General features: G+C 39.2%; 17 protein-coding genes and 1 pseudogene. 9 read left to right on the forward strand and 9 right to left on the reverse strand.

Translation table 11 applies throughout. From position 1 onward, the window contains the following. Positions 1 to 268 precede the first annotated feature (268 nt). From ADJ77_RS14315 to ADJ77_RS12410, 7 genes are all read right to left on the reverse strand, one after another. Positions 269 to 724, reverse strand: coding sequence for a hypothetical protein (locus tag ADJ77_RS14315; protein WP_234398158.1), 456 nt, complete (start codon positions 722 to 724; stop codon positions 269 to 271). Positions 725 to 772: 48 nt separating this feature from the next. Continuing rightward, entirely contained in the window at positions 773 to 955 is a 183-nt protein-coding gene (locus ADJ77_RS14320; RefSeq protein WP_234398157.1) for a hypothetical protein, read from the reverse strand. Between the two features lie 86 nt (positions 956 to 1,041). Next, the gene (locus ADJ77_RS12390; RefSeq protein ID WP_025078922.1) at positions 1,042 to 2,235 is read right to left on the reverse strand and encodes a primase-helicase family protein; all 1,194 of its coding nucleotides are present in this window, start codon (positions 2,233 to 2,235) and stop codon (positions 1,042 to 1,044) included. Positions 2,236 to 2,251: 16 nt separating this feature from the next. After that, positions 2,252 to 2,557: a MerR family transcriptional regulator gene (locus tag ADJ77_RS12395; RefSeq protein ID WP_025078921.1), complete on the reverse strand. Its 306-nt coding sequence runs from the start codon at positions 2,555 to 2,557 to the stop codon at positions 2,252 to 2,254. Between the two features lie 141 nt (positions 2,558 to 2,698). Then, positions 2,699 to 4,063: a DUF6043 family protein gene (locus ADJ77_RS12400; RefSeq protein ID WP_025078920.1), complete on the reverse strand. Its 1,365-nt coding sequence runs from the start codon at positions 4,061 to 4,063 to the stop codon at positions 2,699 to 2,701. 22 nt (positions 4,064 to 4,085) lie between these two features. Then, positions 4,086 to 5,378: an ATP-binding protein gene (locus ADJ77_RS12405; protein ID WP_050696486.1), complete on the reverse strand. Its 1,293-nt coding sequence runs from the start codon at positions 5,376 to 5,378 to the stop codon at positions 4,086 to 4,088. 181 nt (positions 5,379 to 5,559) lie between these two features. After that, positions 5,560 to 7,059, reverse strand: coding sequence for a tyrosine-type recombinase/integrase (locus tag ADJ77_RS12410; protein ID WP_025078919.1), 1,500 nt, complete (start codon positions 7,057 to 7,059; stop codon positions 5,560 to 5,562). 525 nt (positions 7,060 to 7,584) lie between these two features. Here ADJ77_RS12410 and ADJ77_RS12420 point away from each other — a divergent pair. The 3 genes from ADJ77_RS12420 (at position 7,585) to ADJ77_RS12430 (ending at position 9,867) form a co-directional block, all read left to right on the forward strand. Further along, complete coding sequence (locus ADJ77_RS12420; protein ID WP_025078917.1) at positions 7,585 to 8,808, forward strand: site-specific integrase; 1,224 nt, start codon at positions 7,585 to 7,587, stop codon at positions 8,806 to 8,808. A 35-nt stretch (positions 8,809 to 8,843) separates the two neighbouring features. Further along, the gene (locus tag ADJ77_RS12425) at positions 8,844 to 9,308 is read left to right on the forward strand and encodes a DUF1896 domain-containing protein (protein WP_025078916.1); all 465 of its coding nucleotides are present in this window, start codon (positions 8,844 to 8,846) and stop codon (positions 9,306 to 9,308) included. Positions 9,309 to 9,447: 139 nt separating this feature from the next. Then, positions 9,448 to 9,867 (forward strand): hypothetical protein, encoded by a 420-nt coding sequence (locus ADJ77_RS12430; protein ID WP_234398156.1) that lies wholly within the window; start codon positions 9,448 to 9,450, stop codon positions 9,865 to 9,867. 65 nt (positions 9,868 to 9,932) lie between these two features. Here ADJ77_RS12430 and ADJ77_RS12435 read toward each other — a convergent pair whose 3' ends face one another. Next, positions 9,933 to 11,996: a hypothetical protein gene (locus ADJ77_RS12435; protein ID WP_025078914.1), complete on the reverse strand. Its 2,064-nt coding sequence runs from the start codon at positions 11,994 to 11,996 to the stop codon at positions 9,933 to 9,935. 517 nt (positions 11,997 to 12,513) lie between these two features. Here ADJ77_RS12435 and ADJ77_RS12440 point away from each other — a divergent pair. The 5 genes from ADJ77_RS12440 to ADJ77_RS12460 are packed head-to-tail and all read left to right on the forward strand — an operon-like array spanning position 12,514 to position 15,177. Next, positions 12,514 to 12,975, forward strand: coding sequence for a hypothetical protein (locus ADJ77_RS12440; protein WP_050696535.1), 462 nt, complete (start codon positions 12,514 to 12,516; stop codon positions 12,973 to 12,975). Positions 12,976 to 12,997: 22 nt separating this feature from the next. Next, entirely contained in the window at positions 12,998 to 13,375 is a 378-nt protein-coding gene (locus ADJ77_RS12445; protein ID WP_050696487.1) for a PcfK-like family protein, read from the forward strand. A 46-nt stretch (positions 13,376 to 13,421) separates the two neighbouring features. Continuing rightward, positions 13,422 to 14,696 (forward strand): PcfJ domain-containing protein, encoded by a 1,275-nt coding sequence (locus ADJ77_RS12450; protein ID WP_050696488.1) that lies wholly within the window; start codon positions 13,422 to 13,424, stop codon positions 14,694 to 14,696. A 27-nt stretch (positions 14,697 to 14,723) separates the two neighbouring features. Continuing rightward, positions 14,724 to 14,978 (forward strand): hypothetical protein, encoded by a 255-nt coding sequence (locus ADJ77_RS12455; protein ID WP_025078913.1) that lies wholly within the window; start codon positions 14,724 to 14,726, stop codon positions 14,976 to 14,978. A 4-nt stretch (positions 14,979 to 14,982) separates the two neighbouring features. Further along, on the forward strand, positions 14,983 to 15,177 hold the full coding sequence (locus ADJ77_RS12460) for a hypothetical protein (protein ID WP_042741060.1): 195 nt from the start codon (positions 14,983 to 14,985) through the stop codon (positions 15,175 to 15,177). Positions 15,178 to 15,305: 128 nt separating this feature from the next. Here the strand turns inward: ADJ77_RS12460 and ADJ77_RS12465 are convergent, their stop codons facing one another. Beyond that, positions 15,306 to 16,592, reverse strand: a complete 1,287-nt coding sequence (locus ADJ77_RS12465) for a hypothetical protein (RefSeq protein WP_050696489.1) — start codon at positions 16,590 to 16,592, stop codon at positions 15,306 to 15,308. Positions 16,593 to 16,752: 160 nt separating this feature from the next. On the opposite strand from ADJ77_RS12465, the pseudogene ADJ77_RS12470 reads away from it, so the two are divergent. Beyond that, positions 16,753 to 17,187 (forward strand): annotated as a pseudogene (locus tag ADJ77_RS12470) (IS1380 family transposase); the annotation flags it as partial. Positions 17,188 to 17,361: the final 174 nt, after the last annotated feature.

The raw sequence follows: 17,361 nt of genomic DNA on the forward strand, positions 1-17,361 counted from the left end.
TTAATCTTTTGGCTGAAACATCTTGAACATGTGTACTGTTATTGTTCATTAGATATTCATTGAGGTCATTATCTCCTTCATATTCACTTGCCATATCAGTACACCTGTTTCCCAATGCTGCAATTATCTGTCGTGTACCCATTCACCCAGCCGTATCGTTATCCAGATAGCAGAACACTTGTGAATACTCATCTATAATAGGTATGGCAAGAGGAATATTTACAATGGAGTTGAGTACCACTGCATCGCATTTGGCATAAAGGACAAGTTAGGCAAGGTAGTCTATGAAGCCTTCAAATACATGACACACCGTTTTGTGATTTGTTATGGTGGTAATTGTTTTCGGAGATATACACCTTTTGAAATATGGGTTGCGAAGTTCATAACCTCCAGCATCGTTCCTAAAACCAACAGCAAAATAATTCTTGCCTTGACTTTTGTAATGTACTTCCACGCATTGACCTTTGCTTATGTCGGAGCTAATGCCTCTTGACGAAAGGTAATTGAGTAGAGCAGGATGCACCAGTTCTTTTACTTCTACATCTTCAAACGAAACGGGGTCTTTGCAAGTGACCAGTTGTGACGGGCGTACCGATACGACAGTTAAATGGCCCATCATGTGTAATACGTCTGAAATGTTATGCGTGTGATACAGTTCCATTGCCAAGTCGAGGATATTGCCTCCTTTGCCCAATCCGAAGTCATACCATAGATTCTTGTTCAAATCTACCTTGAACGAGGCGGTTCACTCGGAATGAAGAGGCGACAGGTATCACCATTTATTTCCTTTCTTGTTTACAGGCTCATAACCTTTGTTTGAAAGGAAGTCAGATATTTGAATTGTCTTTATTTCTTGTATAGTCATCATACGAGATTGAATTGTTGAAATGTTGAGTTGTTGAGAAGTATGGCTGGTGAAAAGAAAAATAGCTTTCTCTTTTGCCCAGTTATCCATTTTGTTGAAGTTTTGTTGAATTGTATTTGTTTGAGTATCAATAATTAGTTTGTTGTTCTCAACAATTCAACGGCTCAACAAAGGATTTATATTTCTAAAGAATCAAAGAAGTCCTTTGTCACCGTGTAGAAGCGTCCCACTCTGTTGATAGATGAAACTCGTCCCGGTTTGCCATAGTCGCACTGATAGGTAAGATAGGTCAGTGCATTGTGTGCCGGAATAAGCCGCCAGACATCTTTCACCACCTTTCGTATCTGCCATTGCTCTACCTTGACTCCGTTCATAGTCAATAAGGGGATCAAATCCTGAGGGATAAAAGACACCTCATCTACATTCTGCGTTTCCATAATGTCCCGTATCAGTTCCACCATGTCCAACTCCGTATGATTGCGGTTGCACTGAATGATACGATCAAAAGCCTCGGTCCTGATAAGAGCAGGATTGAACCACATGCGCCCTTCTTTAATGGTGGAGAGTGTGCGATGCTGCAAGTAATAGAGGAAAGCAGGTATCTGCTCTTTGAGCTTCAGTAAGAAGTTGGTGTCATCATTTTCAAATGGACGGATTTTGCGTACCCAATAGCGATTCTCTCCTGGATCAATGATAACGGGATAGAGTTCATTGTTGGAACAGAGTACGAACTTGGCAAAGAAGTTGACCTCCTGCCTGTCTTTTCCTTTCGCTTCCACCTTATAGGTTTGAGCCGTGCTTAGGTTCTTCAACCGCTCGGAATCTTCCCTACGGCTCAGCAACACTTCATCCACAACGATGAGCAGCTTGCCTGCCCAGTCTGCATTGAACTGACTCCTGAAATCCTCATTCGTGTTAAAGGTAGCATTGTCCTGAAAGATACTTTTGAGGAAATTCAAGAAAGTGGTCTTACCAGTGTTGCGTTCCTCCGACACTAATAGGAGAATGGGCAACTTCTGTGTCGGTTGCGTATAGAGCAATTGCATATAGTCCAATCCCAACTCATATTGTTCCTCGAATATATGACGCAACAACTGTTCAATATTAGGAAAGACACCCTCTGTGGGAACATGATCAATTGGCTCATAAAGATTGTAGAAGCCGACAATCTCCTTTTGGTAGTCTGTATGGCTCGGCACAGTGCAAAAACCATTGTACTTTGTGATGGGAGGAATGTTGTTCTTTCCATAGTCCTGACGGATGGTGCCAAAGCTCCATTGAATCCGACGGGTAATTGTCGTGCCATCAGCCAACGGCTGCTGCACTACCTTATATATGGTGGTACCCACCCGAATATATAGCTCTTCCATACTGCTTCTTTGAAAATCATTTATGTGATACACTACTATCCGAATCCTGCACTTTCGATTTCACAAGCGAAGTAATCTCCTTTTTTGAGTAAAGATTACGTCCACCTAACTTGTGAACGATGATTGTACGCTCTTTCTGCATACGCCACAAAATGGTGTAGGTGATGTGGAGGCGTTCACAAACTTGGTCACGCGTATAGTATTCGTCACTCTCTTCTGGTGTCAAATCGGATTGATGCTTCTTTCCGATCAACTCTTCTACCAATTCGGAAACAACCTGCTTGAGGTCATCCTTCTGTAACATTATAAAATTTCCTTGCATAATATGTTGTTTAAATGATTATGCTGCGAAATTACGATGGAATAAAATGAAAGCACCTCGGTAAAAATCATGACGATTTCTGCCGAGGTGCTTTTAACGGAACAATGTTTCTTTTTAACAAATCAAGCCTTCATGATGCAATCAATATACATCAGGGGAAAGTAAGGTGCGCAGCCTTATGCCTATCAACTTAGCCTGTTCCTTTCCGGTTTGAACAGCCTTTTCTGATAAGCTCAAATTATAGTCGTAGCCATATTCACTGACAATGGCATTATAAAGGGCTTCTGCCCAATCAAAGCCTGGCTTAAATCCTATGGATGGGAACTTTTCTAAGATGGCTGTATGGAAAGTTCGATAGTTGTAAGAGTCATTAAGCAAACTGCTACTGGTTAGTGCAGCAAAAATATAGGCAAGAACGGAATCTGTACCATTTGTTTCCATCCATTCGGTAAGTATTACCTGTATCTCGTTGGTAAGAAGTTCCGTATGAGGTTGTATAAGCATTTCTTCAAGCAGGACACTGACTTGCTTACGTCCACGTCTGCCTTTGCTCTCTTGTAATGCAGAATTGGCTACATCTTTGACTACACGGTTGTTTGCTGCTTTCCATGTGCCTTTGGTATAAGCTGCTTTGTCCATACTGGTAAGCATCAAAGAACGCATAATTTGCTCGCCAAAGTTCTTCTGCCAAAAAGAAGGCTTCTCTCCCATCATTGTTTTGGATAATAAATCAGCGGCCTTCACGAAGCCGTTATCAAATATCATCCAATAGAACTGGCTGAACAAGAAAGGATTATTGTGCTGTATCTTGTCTTTTGTTTCCTCTTTTTTAAATGTAGAGGCAAACAGTTCAGTCAATTTCTCGTGTGCCTGCTGACTCGTATTTGAGAATTGGGCTTTGTTGTAGCTCTCGGTTCCTGGGCATAGGCTTAGCAATAATTCGGTGATGCCTTTTATTCCATCAAGTGACAACAGTTCTATCAAATAGGAAATGCCTTTGAGGGCGAAGCTCATGTCACCCTCATATGCTTTTGTGAAGAGATTTGTGAACTCTTGATATTCTTCCGGATGTTCGTAATGCCAACGGCGCAAACGCAAAAGATTCAGTTCTTGTTCAGAGGCTTCCAGAGTTTCCTGCTTTTTATCCTGCAAGTAGAGTTTAACACCATCTTTGATGTATTGCGCATCTATGGATTGCTCGAATTTGGTCATGGCATTCTCTATTTCTTCAATGCCATTATCCAATTCCAAATAGCAATACATACAACATGCAGCCACGTTGCCTTCTTCTGCGGCTTTAGAGAAGGAACTTGTCAAATCCTCAACTGGCATATCCTTTGCGGCCATTGCTTCCAATAGCATATTCTGTAGCGAGTCTGTATCATCGCATTCTGCCACATCGGTTCCATTCTGTGATAGGAGGTCTAATGTGGAATGAATCTTGCTTTTGAATTTATTGTAGACTTCTTGGTTCTTTTCAAGCCAGTCCTTCATCTTGTTACCCATAGGTGTCGTGCTAGCTAACGGGTTAATCTTTAAGGCAAGCCAGTGGAATCACCTTAACCCCATCTTGGCGAGTATATGCCATTGTGCCTCCAGTCATCACTATAAGTAAGTCAGGTTCTCGAAGAGGTACTTGCTTCTCTGTTTGGTTATGCTCCTGTATCAGTCTTTTAAGTTCAAGCAAATGCTCTGCACCCTTGTCTATTTCGCTACTGCCAAGTTTACACTCAATTAAAGCGTAACGCCCGTCTTCCAGGTGCAGCACTAAATCAGCTTCCAGACCATACCTGTCTCTATAATATGAAATACGACTATTGAAATCAGCGGTGTAAATTTTCAAGTCTCTTATGCACATCTGCTCAAAAATAAAACCAAATGTTTTTAATTGAGTTTCCATTTCTTCGACACTTATATTCATGGCAGCTACCGCAATAGAAGGGTCAACGAAACAGCGTTTAGGAGCACTGCGTAGCGATGTCTTACTACGGATGGCAGGGCACCATGCGTCAATATCTTGGATTACAAACAATCTTTCCAACGCACTAATATAATCATCATAGGTATTCATAGTTAATGTAATATCTTCTGATGCTGTAACGTCTGCAAGTATGCTGGTTTTCTTGGCCAACGTGCTGATATTCCTTGCGTATGATCTTAATATCTGTCTGGCAACTTTGGGATTGCGCTGCCTACCGTCCACCGCAGATATATCATTTTCACAAACACTATTGACATAATCCTTTGCTATAAGCATTGCAGCTTTCGACTTCATTTGCAAGGTAGCGGGCCAACCGCCACGACAAGCGACATAGATCAGCTCAGGTATATCCAGTTTGCTTGTTGCCCCATCAATATCATAGTTCGGATTATAGAATAACTCATGTATTGAGATTTCCCCTGATGATTCCAAGGACTCCCATAAACTCATGGGGTACATTTTCATTCTTGTAATGCGCCCTGTTCCTGTATGTCTGATTTGCGTCTTGTCTACAGTATTGCTTCCTGTTAGAATATATTGTCCTGGAACACCACCTGCATCATCAACAGCCGTTCTTACCGCATCCCACAACATGGGAGCATCTTGCCATTCGTCTATCAATCGAGGTTGGTCTCCTTTCAACAGCAATGATGGTTTGGTTTTGGCGGTTGCAAGATATTCATTAGCCTTATCAGGATTCTGTAATTTTATTATGCTTTTGGCTTGTTGTTCTGCTGTAGTCGTTTTTCCAGTCCATTTTGGACCCTCTATTAACACAGCTCCAAAAGCCTCCAGCCTTTCCTGTAACATTTTGTCTTCCACTCTTGATAGATATTTCATAATAACACGTTGTTAACCAATGGTGCAAAGATACACATTTTATTTTATATGGAAGTCCAATTTGGTGTTTTTGAGCCTTTTTATTTGGTGTTTTTGAGGCAAATCAATCGATATTTTTGCGGTAATTCGTTCCGTATTTTTGTGGTATTTCATTTGGTATTCTTGTGGTAAGCGACTATAATTAGTCAGATAAGTTGGCCATCAACTCCATCCGTTCCTCCTCACTCAAGCCTTTCAGCATCTCAAGCAGGGCTTTCTTATCTACAATTGGAGCAACCTCTTTCGGCTTCTCATTGAGCAGATAGTGGTTATACTCCAGCATCTTTACAAGAGGATAGGCACCGATATAATTGGAGGTAATGTCACCGCCACCACTATGCCCCATGCTATCACTTATGTATTTATAAGGTACGACACCAGAGTTGTTGAGATTGGTGGCAAAACTATGTCTTGCCCAAGTAGGCGAAGGCGTCTGTTCCATATCCAGTAGCTTGGCAACCTTAGCCATGTGTTCACGTATATATCTGTTGTAGCGTTGGATAACCCAAATCTCTTGTTCGGGCGTAATTAGTTCATTCATTATTGGGAATACCCTCCGTCCAAGTTTTGGGACATTGCCATATCGGTTAAGTATCTGTTGAATTTCAGGAGTAACAGGAAATATCACTTCGCTGGCACTCTCGTTCCGCTCACGTGTCTTATGGCGAAGGAAACGAAGCTGTTTGCCGTGGGTAGCATAGTATAGTTCATCATAAGTCAAACGGAGTGTATCAGCGAGGTTCTGACCATCGCCTAGATACATAAAAAGGAATAGGCCAAGGTCGCGAAATATGGCGTACTTTTCTCTGCCAAGGAACTGTTCGTTTCCATCTTTGTCTTTTGCCTCGTCAGCCTTCCAAAAGTCGTAGAGTTTACGCATGGTAGCCACGTCAAGAAACTCATGTTTACGGCTTTGTGCTTTGTTGTAGCCCGTGTCCTTGAACATTTCTTTGGTATCACCTTTCATCAGTCCGTTAGCGACACACATATTGATAATGGTTCTTAGACTACGGAGTGCGATAGCAATAGTGGTGGTGCTCAATTCATTTTTCTTCATGATTTTCACCCATTTCAAGATAAAGTCACGGTTAATATCAGCAAACGATACATCCGTTCCCAAATCTTTCACAAAGCGGTTGCGTACATCCTTACTACAACGAGCGGAACCAGCCTTGCCTTCATTGACCTTAGATTGAATGTATGAATCCCAAACTGTGATGATGGTGCTGTCATCGTCTTTCTTGCCTTGGAACCTGCCTTGCAACTTGCGAAGAGAGAAATTGTTTTCTGAAATCAGTTGATTAGCCATCAGCTCCACTCTGTCCATCAGATTCTTCATGTCGTTACGCTCCGCTAATTGGATGCGCCGACCGCTTTTCTCATAATCGCAAAGAGCTAACCATTCTTCCATAGTGTATGATTTGCCTAAGCGCAGGAAAGCCTTTTGTCCAGCATGACACACACGCACAGCTACAGGGAGTGGTTGCGAATAGTCGCCTGCCTTTCGTATATCAAGAGTCAATGAGCCATACACATTACCATTTGCGGCAGTAAACTTGGCAAGGCACTTTTCTCCTCTTGAATTGGATTTTCCATCCTTTTTAGTCATTTCGGTGACCTTATTCGTCTTACAATTCTCCATAATGCGCTTATTTATAAGTGATATTCCGCTCAATTTGGTGACCTTCAGGTGACCTTTTCGCACGAAAACTAATGCAAATGTACGCATTTTCCTGCAAACAGCGAAATGTATTAGATGCTGATAATCAGTATAATTGCACTTTATGCAATCCCATGAAATAACCCACAAACAGACTCATAATCTGGAGGTCCCTGGTTCAAGCCCAGGCTGGTCCACAAATAGGTTTCAAAAGGATGTCAAACAACACGTCATTTTAGCCTTCAAAACAAGGATAATCGCTGTAAAATCAAGGTTTTACAGCGATTTTTTGTTTTTTATCCATATCCGTTTGACTGCCAAACTATACCTTTTGATAGTCATCATTCGGTCATTTTCTGCTACAGAAATTGCTACACAAAAGTAGGCTCTCAAAAAAATGTAGCAATGAATGGAAAATGACTATCAAATTGACGGCATGCAAAACTTTCGTTTTCAAGAACTTATGTCGAACTTTGTAGCCAAAAAGCTACACTAAAATGATGCGTTATGAAAACGACTTTCAAGGTATCCTACTACCTACGTTCCAACTATGAGAACAAAGAAGGAAAATCACCTGTAATGCTCCGAATATATCTCGGTGGCGAAAAGGCAAATCTTGGATCCACTAAAATTTTTGTGGATAAATCCAAGTGGAGTAACAAAACCAGCAGAATGATTGGCAGAACAGCAGAAGCACTCTCTATTAATGCTTCTATAGATGCACTGACAACAACACTGATGCAGATTTACAGGAAATATGAAACATCAGAGGAACTTTCCATAGACCTTATCAGGTCAGTATTCCTTGGTACAGACAAAGAATATACAACTTTTCTGCCAGTCTTTGATAAGTACATAGACTCCATCACACAACAAGTTGGCAAGACATTAACAAAGGGTACTTTTTATAAGTATAAGGTGGTGAGGCAGAACTTTCAGGATTTCCTACAAGCAAAGTATCATCGCAAGGATATTGGACTGACAGAACTGACAAGTGCCGTTGTTCAGGACTTCGAATTATACCTTACATCTGTTGTAGGTGGTGTGCATAACACAACCACCAAGAAATTGAGAAACCTGAAAACGGTCGTGAACTATGCGAGGAACAGAGGACTTATCATGCATGATCCATTTGCGAATCACAAGCTTCGCTATGAATTAGTAGATCGTGGCTACCTCACAGAAGAAGAGGTGCTCCGTATTATGAAGAAGCACTTTGACATAGAACGGCTGGAGTTAGTAAAGAATATTTTTATTTTTTCCTGCTTCACGGGATTAGCCTACATTGACGTATATAATCTTACCTACGATAAAATTGTTACCGTAGAAGACAGACAATGGCTTATCACCAAGAGATACAAGACAAGCGTAGATGAAAACGTCATGTTACTGGATATTCCACTTGCCATTATAAGAAAGTACTACGACATCAATAGAAAAGGGGGGAAAGTCTTTCCTATGTTGAGCAACCAGCGTATCAACTCATATTTGAAAGAAATTGCCGACCTTTGTGGCATAAAAAAGAATCTGACCTTCCACATGGCAAGGCATACTTTCGCCACTATGTCTATATCCAAAGGGGTACCAATGGAGTCTGTATCAAAGATGCTTGGACATACAAATATCAGAATAACTCAGATTTATGCACGAATAACAAACAAGAAAGTTGAACGTGACATGGAAGAACTGGCTGGAAAGCTCAGTAAGTTCAATACAGCCATGGGCATATAATATATTAATGTACAACCCTAAAATAATAGATGATTATGGAAACAAAGAAAGAATTATCTTACTTCCGATTGAAATTAGAGAATTATCTCAGTGAGCATTTCCCCGAAATGCTGAGTGACAAACCATTCATAACGGCAAGAGCTGATGAAGCCCTAACTTCTTACTGCGATGCTATAGCACAAGGTTTTTCTCACCCAGAGGCGGAGACAATGGCAAGTGAAGTCTTATACCAAGGTTTGCACTTTTCCAAGTATGACACGCTTGTATCCGTCTTAGAGAATGAGTTCGAGAAAGAACTTCCTTCTCCTCTTCCAGAAAGACTAACACCAATGATTCTGAAGAATAAGGCTGTGCAACGCGTTTTCAACAAGTATGAACTGACGGACGACTTTGGGGTGAGTCCAGAGTATGAGAAACTCTACACCGAACTGACAGGGACAATAGTTTTGCTCATTGAGGGCAATAGCCTACCAACAGTCAATAGTGAGAACATGACTTGATGTAACCCCATCGGGAGCTTTTGTAGTGTCAAGAGCCAAGATAAACGCTCCGCTCCACACGCCAAGAGTTTGTACAAACACTTGTCTTTGTGTAGCCAGAGCATCTTGTTATTGCTCTTGAACTATAAAAAGCTCCGATATGAATACAATCCTCATGAATCAAGACGTTCTTAAAAATGCGATTTCTCGCCGAGACAATAGAAGCGAGCTTCCATTGTCCTCACGGCTTAACGAAATCGTTCACACACCTGCCTTCATCAAGGCAGACGCATCGAACAAAACCGATAATATCAAGCAGCAATCGACTTCGCCCAAGCAAGTCCGCCACTTCTTTTGGACACGCTTCATCGAACTCGCTATCCTGCTTTCCATCGTTATCGGTGTCATTTGGCTTATCTCGAAGATAGTAACACCGCAAGTCGTAACCACCGTTTCGGTTATCCTCGGTTTCCTGATACTACGTTTCATTGTCAGAATGATATTGCAAGTAACCTTTACTATCCTGCGTTATCTATTATGGACAGCAATCCTAATAATAATTTTATTATACTTACTTTAAGGTAAGCCATCTGTAAAGGCTTGCCTTTATCTACTTACAAATAATTGCAAATCAAATTTTTATTATTAAATTTTAGATGTAAATAAATGATCAAAGAAAGGATTGTTTCTGTCCCTGGCATTACGGAGCAAATCTTGAAACATAATAGCCTCTATATGCAAATTTTGGTCTGCATTAATTTTGTAATATGAATGATATGGAGTTGTGCGCCACCCTTTCCCCTTATTAAATTCAATAAGTTGTTCAGGCATTTCGTCCATAATTATGTAGCCAAATTTAGGGGTATCATTGTTTACTTTTACAACATTTCCTCTATAATTTTTCTTTTCCTTCTCTTTTCCATAAATAAAATCATCAAAATACTTCTCTACTAATTCTGAAAATTCCCATCTATAATTAGACTTCTTTTTTTGATGAGCGGTATCTCCTGGTCGTTTAAATTCAAAAATAACCATTGTACCAATCTCGCCAGAATCTTTGTCACCGAAGGAAATTCTGTTATCAACCAAATCCTTTTCATTATTGATTAAAAGGAGATCAGGTTCTTGTGAACTTTTAATTTGACTAAAGGATGTAATTGACTTATCTGATGCAATAAATTTAAAAGATGAGAGACGATCATCCAGCAACCATAAGTTATGGTATTGATAAGTTATTTGGCGATTAGTTAATCCCATCGGAAAAATAAGATTATGTATCATACTTTCAAGCTCATATTTTCCATCTTCATGTGCATCAAGCATTTTCTCAAAAAGGTCTATGATAGCTTTCCGTCTAAACACATAGTCAGCTAATGAATCAGAATCATAAGCCGTTTTTTTCTTCACAGTGGTAATAATCTCGCTAATCTTTTCTTCATTAACATCTTGTAATTTTATAAATTCCTCTATTTTCTTAGAAATCTTGCTATTTTCTTTATATGCAATATTATGTAGATATTCGTCTTTCTTCTCATCTGTCAAATTTGGTGGCATAGCCTCTAATATGTCTTGCCGATATAAAAAGCTGCGATATTGTGGAGCTGAATTATTTATATAATTCTTCACTTCTTGAATATTTTTTTCTTTGGTGTTTTTTGCATAAGTAGAATAGAGTGAAGATATTTCTTTAGTTATTGCTGTCATAATATCTTCAACAGAAATCAAATGCTCTTGTTCTTTAAAATCAAGTTGGTTTTCGTTCTTTTCAGGAATTCTAAATGCTGTTCGTGAATTGTTTATTTTGTCATCAAGATAATCAGAAACGACAAACACGTCCAAAAACCATGGCTCTCCATTTTCCACGATAGGATACGTATAAAGAGAATCGTATACTGCCAAATTTATCTTAGCGCCAACAGATCTAGAGTTGGCGCAAAGGGTTACATAATTATATTTTCGGCAAGTAGTCTTATCTGCTTTAATTATATAAAGATGGAATTTTTTATCATAAACAGTAATGTCTTTCTCTTTGTCTTTTGCCTCTTTTGCAAAATAATTCTGTACACTTAAAGACTTATCATTCTGTCTATCCTTGGATATCTCTACAATGTTAATTTCTGGCAAATTATTGCAGAGGTAATAGATAAAGCAATGTTCCATAATACCTTTAGCTATTTCATCAGCATTTTTTGCTGTAGCAGCTATTAGTTCCTCATTGCAACAATTACTTAAACAAACTTTTGTTTGAGGCCCACAAACTCCCTCTATAGGAGTATTTTTGGTCTCATGAATTTCGTTTTCTTTATCAAAGAGAAATTCACGTTTCCAATATTTCCCATCTTCTTGATAAATACTTGTAACAGATACATTTTCAAACATTGCAAGAATAGTGAAACGACCAATTCCTTTACAACCATATTTCTTATTAATAGGACTAAATGGCATTCCAAATGATTTGTAATTGGCAGTTGTAAACCCTTCTCCATTATCTACTATGGTGACATTTTGGATCACAGAAGTATTCTTCCCGAAAAGATCAGGAGTTGCCTCAAGTTCTTTGCGCTCAATAAAAATATCAATTTTCTTATTGTTACGTTTCACCTTGCTAAGGCTTATAATCGAATTGACAATTGATTCATATATCGGAAGCATAACTTCCGATTTGCTTAAATCTATTGACTCTACCAAATCCTTAACTCTTAGCTCCATAGGATAAATATTAAAGTAAAAAAGTAATTCACAATGGTTTTACTATCATCAAGCACTTACGTTGTTTACAAGATGTAATTTATCTGCAAATATAATAATATTTTAGAAAATATCATATTAGAAATCCTAATATAAAAGATTAATTGACATATCCGCCTTATTTTTGTTTGAATAGTTGAATGTTTCTTAGTCATATTGGTCATTAATGTATATATATCACACAATGTGAATAGAAGAACATCATTTCCTTTAATGCCGTTGCACTTTTGCTTCTTTTCCTATGCTCCACGATATGCGATGACAAGGAGACGGATGCTGTTCCCTTTTTATCCGCAAAGGTAGTACGGGGCTTGTGGCTTTCAAAAGGTCTGTGCCGCTTGGTTTGTCTGGAAAATCTCCACACCTACGGGTTGTATTTTCCGACAAAACCTTGTGCAAGCCTGCCCCGCTACCTCTATTTTGCTACAAAAAGGAATCAGCATACTCCGATCTTTGGACGCATAAAAAAAATGTCGCTATGGATAAGCAAAAAGTAAATACAACATCTTCGATGAACAGAAAAGGATATAGCTCCTCCTCTCATTACCGCATTAACCCTACGGCTGAAAAAAGTGAGCAAGTGTTGGCAATTAAGTTTGTACAATGGGACGTTCCCCCGTTGGAGAGCCTTTGTAATAGCAAAGTATATCTCCTGCGTATGAAACTCTATCGTGGCGAAATGATGAGCCGTGAGGAAAAGAATTGGCTATGTGAAGCGGTGAACTCAAACACCTATTTCCGAACAGCCGTTCCACTGCAAGGCTATCGCTTTGACTTCTTTGATGTACTGAAGAAATATCTTGTCAATCAGTACGGACAATGGACAGAGTATTACGCACCTGACAGAACAAGCCTAAGAGCCTACCTATATGGGCGTATCAATCAAATAGTAGAATTGAAAATCGGCGGACGAAGTGAAAGCCAAATTCCCAAGTATTAACAACATCAAAACATATACGACAATGAAAGGAACAGAACATTTCACACGGACAATAGCCGAGTATCTCAATCAGCGTGCTATGACAGACCCCTTGTTTGCCCCTAACTTGATGAAACCGAACAAGAATATCGAGGAGTGCATCACCTACATTCTTAATGAAGTGCAGAAAAGCGGTTGCAACGGCTTTGATGATGATGAAATCTTCTCTATGGCTGTTCATTACTATGATGAGGACGATATAGAGGTCGGCAAGGCTGTTTCTTGCCAAGTTGCCGTTAATCACATTGTAGAACTCACAGAGGAAGAAAAAGCCGAAGCAAGGCAGGAAGCCATTAAGCAATATCAGCGTGAGGAACTTGCCAAGTTACAGAGCCGTAACGCACGAGTGAAAAAGACCTAGAATATAGCAACCCAAGTACAACCATCATTATTTGATTTTTAAGTCTATGAAACCAAGAAACAAATTTGAGAAGGCGGTTTTGGAACAAAGCAAACATCTTTGCCCAATAACCAAGACACAAAGCAAGTGGGCATTCCGTGAGTGCATAGACCACTTCGCCTACCGCTTGCCAAAAGGTCGCACCACTTGTATGGATTGTGGGCATAGTTGGGTAATGGACAAACATAGAGAAACTTGCACTTGCCCTCATTGCAGGGCAAAGTTGCAGGTCAAGGAAACCTATGAGCGCAAGTTGCAGCAGAAGCAGTATTTCACCCTACTTACCACTTGTGGAGAGTTTCAAGTATTGCGTATGTTCCTACTTATTGTGGGTATGGAGAAAGGGTACAAAGCACAAACCTCCATAATTGAGATTGGACAATATTGGTGGAATATGCAGGGACGAAAAGCTGTGGTTGCCATACAGAGGGTATTGGGACACTATGTTGATACCTTTTCCTATTATAGTCCTATGGCGATACGCAACGACAATGAAGCCTATCAGCATATTGCCTACTCGCCGATATATCCGAAGTTCAAGGTTACAGACATACTTCGTAGAAATGGTTTTAAGGATAAATTCTATGGCATCGTGCCTACCCGGTTTATTCCTGCATTGCTTACAGACAGCCGTGTGGAAACATTGCTAAAGGCAGGTAGCACAGACCATTTACGTTACTTTCTTGGCAACATGAGGGCTTTTGAGGAACTATGGCAGTCCTACAAGATTGCAGTTCGTAAGGGCTATGATATTATAGATATTTCCCTTTGGAGTGATTATGTAGATACACTTAGAAGATTAGGTAAGGATATTCATAATCCAAAATATTTATGTCCAACTGACCTTAAAGCCGAACACGACCGCAGACACGAGGAACTTCTCAGATTGCGTGAAAGGGAGGAAATAGAACAGAAACAAAAGAAGGCAATAGAAGATGAAAAGCGTTTCAAGGAACTTAAATCTAAGTTTTTCGGTATCTGTTTTACAGATGGCACTATCCAAGTCCACGTATTGGAGAGCGTGCAGGAGCATTTGGAAGAAGGTGTATCAATGCACCATTGCGTATTCTCTAATGCATACTACCTCAAGGAGGACTCCCTTATCCTTTCGGCTACCATTGAAGGCAAGCGAATAGAAACTATTGAAGTATCATTACGAACTTTGGAAGTGGTACAAAGTCGTGGAGTGTGCAACAAGAATACAGCATATCACGAGCAGATAATAAACCTTGTCAATGCCAATCGAGGACTTATAAGCCGAAGAATGAAAGCTACAGCATAAAGTATGAACCATTAAATTATCAGAGATATGAAAACAGAGATTGAAAACATCATCTATAACTATACGGACGAGATACCGCATATTCTCATTAGGGTTATCAACGCAATAACCCTATCCGACAACAAAGAGGAGTTAAGGACGGCTATCAACAAAATAGCCGAAGAGACAGAACTTGATAAGTTCTTTGCCTATGGTTATGGTGCGCACCACTTTTGGCTCAAACACCGCAGACTGTCCAATGGGGAGCCAAAGGAATACAGATTGTTAAAGGTTGAATTTTAAGATTATGAAGAAGAATGTTTACAGAGTACGGACACAATACATCTTCGAGGGAGTTTTTGAGGTGGTTGCCGAAAGCAGAGAAGAAGCACGACAAAAGGTCATTCAGGATTGCGGAATGGTGATGGGCGGGAACGTTCACAGCACCCTGCCCGATGAACAAATCAGCTGGGCATTTGAGACCCACCCAAAGAGCGGATAATTGAAACTACTGAAAAGCCCTAACACAGTGAGCCACGCAACCTCAAAAATTGCGTGGCTTCTTTTCTTTTTCTTTGAACGAGCAGGCGACCAAAGAAAAGAAGCAAAAGAAAGTCTCAGGAACATTTCTTAAATGATGGTATCTGGAAGTACCAGTCCATTGTCTCGACAGATTTTATCAACTTCTGTTTTATAATCTATGTTATTGTGATAAAACTCCTTCAATCTATTTTGTAAAGTAAATGGGTATCGCTGTTTTGAGAAAATCTCAATTAAATTAGTGACATATTCCTCATCTATTTGGGGTAATATTGAAATTGTGTCAATATAAAAATCTGTGTTATAGCAAATTGCTTCGTAATGCGATGTTGTATAGTTAGCATTAAAAAATGATTCTATAAACTGATGAAAGTATCCCTTGTCATATAATATCCGCTTCATATCACTTGTAATCCGACTATAATCAAAGGATGTATTATTCCGTTGTGCTGCCTGAATACATACCCTTAACATATCATTATTATCACATTCAGGAATCAAATCTGCAATATAGAATGTCGCTAAGATATACAACATATTTCGATATGAGGTAATCTGATTATGACAAAATTTATAAATATCTTGCTTACTACTGATGAGCAATAATATATCATCAGGATATTTTTCTATATATGAATGAAAAAAGTCAGTACAATTTGACATAAACTTTTTTGTAAAGTTTTGTACCCTTAATGGACAATGATGTATAATTTCATGAAAAACAAACAAATGTCTTTCCCCATAAGGATTATAAAGAAGACATGACCTGAAAATATTATCTAAAAAAACATCCGCTTCGCTATCACATACCATTGGTTCTATTTTATCTAGTAGAGGTGTAATATCTTCATGCAGAGAAGTTATAGCAGGGTTAAAATAATTATCAAACTTTTGAGCAAGAGACTGTGTACATCCTTCTATAGTTATCGCTTCTAAATATTGTTCTATAAAAGAATATAGAGCAATGACATGTGCCTTATTAATTTCATATCCTTTGTAATGGGCACAGACATTCCTAAACTGTCTCCAAAAAGGAAACTTTTCTCTAATTTCTTTTGCAATATTTAGAATAGGTCCTTTTCCAGAGTTAGAGTCTGACTGTTGAGTACAATCAAAAACTTTTTGATCCCATGTTCCATCATCTCTAAGTTTTTTTAAAAAATTATTCTCCCATTCTTGGGCTGTAAAACCATGAGGAGTTAAAGACGAATTTAGTATTAGTGTCCTGATGTATTGCATTAATCCCTGATAAGCTAAGAGATATGCTGGTCTCTCGATATCGTTCGTAAAACACTTGTAGCTATCTATAAAAAGTCCATGGATGTTTTCGTCAAATATGCCAATATGCTTATCTATCCAAATTTTGAAATCTATCATAATCTTTTATTTAAAAGTATTATCTTTACCTTAATTCCGCAGCATAATTTCTTGTGAGAAATCCAAGTGCCTGAGAAACAAAGTCCTCAAGATACTTGGACATGTCAGAGATTTCACCTATCTTAGTGCTATCAAAATAATAAACAAGCAAAAATCTGACATGACAAAGGTAGCAATTAAAAACGAGAATATCACTTCCTTCGGTGGAATTTATCACATTATGGACGTTTTTTCAAAGTTGGGCTTTGAAAAACTTACCGAATCCGTGTTGGGCAGACGCAGATACAGCGGCAAGGAATTCAGTCATGGAAGAATCCTGGGCTCCCTCTTCTTCAGTTACCTTTGTGGTGAGGATTGTCTTGAGGACATCAATGCGCTTACAGGACAGTTCAGACAGAGACCTGGTACGCTGTTAGCTGGTGCCGACACCGTGGGGCGCGGACTGAAGGAGCTTGCCGAAGAGAATATTGTCTATAAGAGCGAAACCTCCGGCAGGTCTTACAGTTTCCACACTGCAGAAAAGCTGAACACCTTACTTTTACGTATGATACGGAGAATGAGGCTTATAAAGGGTTCTTCCATTAAAAGCGTGGATGTTTTTCGTATAGCTTTAAAGGAAGAACCGGAGTTGCTCATTAAATAAAACATAGCCAAGACTGTCTTGGCTACCTACTTTATTATCATCCTCCGACGCAGAAAACCTTTTCATGTAAATACTTTGAAAATCGCAGACGAAAGTTTGAAAAATCATGACATAATTACAGGTAAA

Source organism: Prevotella fusca JCM 17724 (genome assembly GCF_001262015.1).
GTDB lineage: Bacteria > Bacteroidota > Bacteroidia > Bacteroidales > Bacteroidaceae > Prevotella > Prevotella fusca.

What these genes read in the sequence shown, in the direction of transcription:
- ADJ77_RS12425 (WP_025078916.1), top strand. Translation starts at nt 8,844, where the DNA reads ATGGAAACAAAGAAAGAATTATCTTACTTCCGATTGAAATTAGAGAAT.
- ADJ77_RS12405 (WP_050696486.1), bottom strand. Translation starts at nt 5,378, where the DNA reads ATGAAATATCTATCAAGAGTGGAAGACAAAATGTTACAGGAAAGGCTG.
- ADJ77_RS12465 (WP_050696489.1), bottom strand. Translation starts at nt 16,592, where the DNA reads ATGATAGATTTCAAAATTTGGATAGATAAGCATATTGGCATATTTGAC.
- ADJ77_RS12450 (WP_050696488.1), top strand. Translation starts at nt 13,422, where the DNA reads ATGAAACCAAGAAACAAATTTGAGAAGGCGGTTTTGGAACAAAGCAAA.
- ADJ77_RS12435 (WP_025078914.1), bottom strand. Translation starts at nt 11,996, where the DNA reads ATGGAGCTAAGAGTTAAGGATTTGGTAGAGTCAATAGATTTAAGCAAA.
- ADJ77_RS12460 (WP_042741060.1), top strand. Translation starts at nt 14,983, where the DNA reads ATGAAGAAGAATGTTTACAGAGTACGGACACAATACATCTTCGAGGGA.
- ADJ77_RS12440 (WP_050696535.1), top strand. Translation starts at nt 12,514, where the DNA reads ATGGATAAGCAAAAAGTAAATACAACATCTTCGATGAACAGAAAAGGA.
- ADJ77_RS12400 (WP_025078920.1), bottom strand. Translation starts at nt 4,063, where the DNA reads ATGGGTAACAAGATGAAGGACTGGCTTGAAAAGAACCAAGAAGTCTAC.
- ADJ77_RS12420 (WP_025078917.1), top strand. Translation starts at nt 7,585, where the DNA reads ATGAAAACGACTTTCAAGGTATCCTACTACCTACGTTCCAACTATGAG.
- ADJ77_RS12430 (WP_234398156.1), top strand. Translation starts at nt 9,448, where the DNA reads ATGAATACAATCCTCATGAATCAAGACGTTCTTAAAAATGCGATTTCT.
- ADJ77_RS14320 (WP_234398157.1), bottom strand. Translation starts at nt 955, where the DNA reads ATGGATAACTGGGCAAAAGAGAAAGCTATTTTTCTTTTCACCAGCCAT.
- ADJ77_RS12410 (WP_025078919.1), bottom strand. Translation starts at nt 7,059, where the DNA reads ATGGAGAATTGTAAGACGAATAAGGTCACCGAAATGACTAAAAAGGAT.
- ADJ77_RS12455 (WP_025078913.1), top strand. Translation starts at nt 14,724, where the DNA reads ATGAAAACAGAGATTGAAAACATCATCTATAACTATACGGACGAGATA.
- ADJ77_RS12445 (WP_050696487.1), top strand. Translation starts at nt 12,998, where the DNA reads ATGAAAGGAACAGAACATTTCACACGGACAATAGCCGAGTATCTCAAT.
- ADJ77_RS12390 (WP_025078922.1), bottom strand. Translation starts at nt 2,235, where the DNA reads ATGGAAGAGCTATATATTCGGGTGGGTACCACCATATATAAGGTAGTG.
- ADJ77_RS12395 (WP_025078921.1), bottom strand. Translation starts at nt 2,557, where the DNA reads ATGCAAGGAAATTTTATAATGTTACAGAAGGATGACCTCAAGCAGGTT.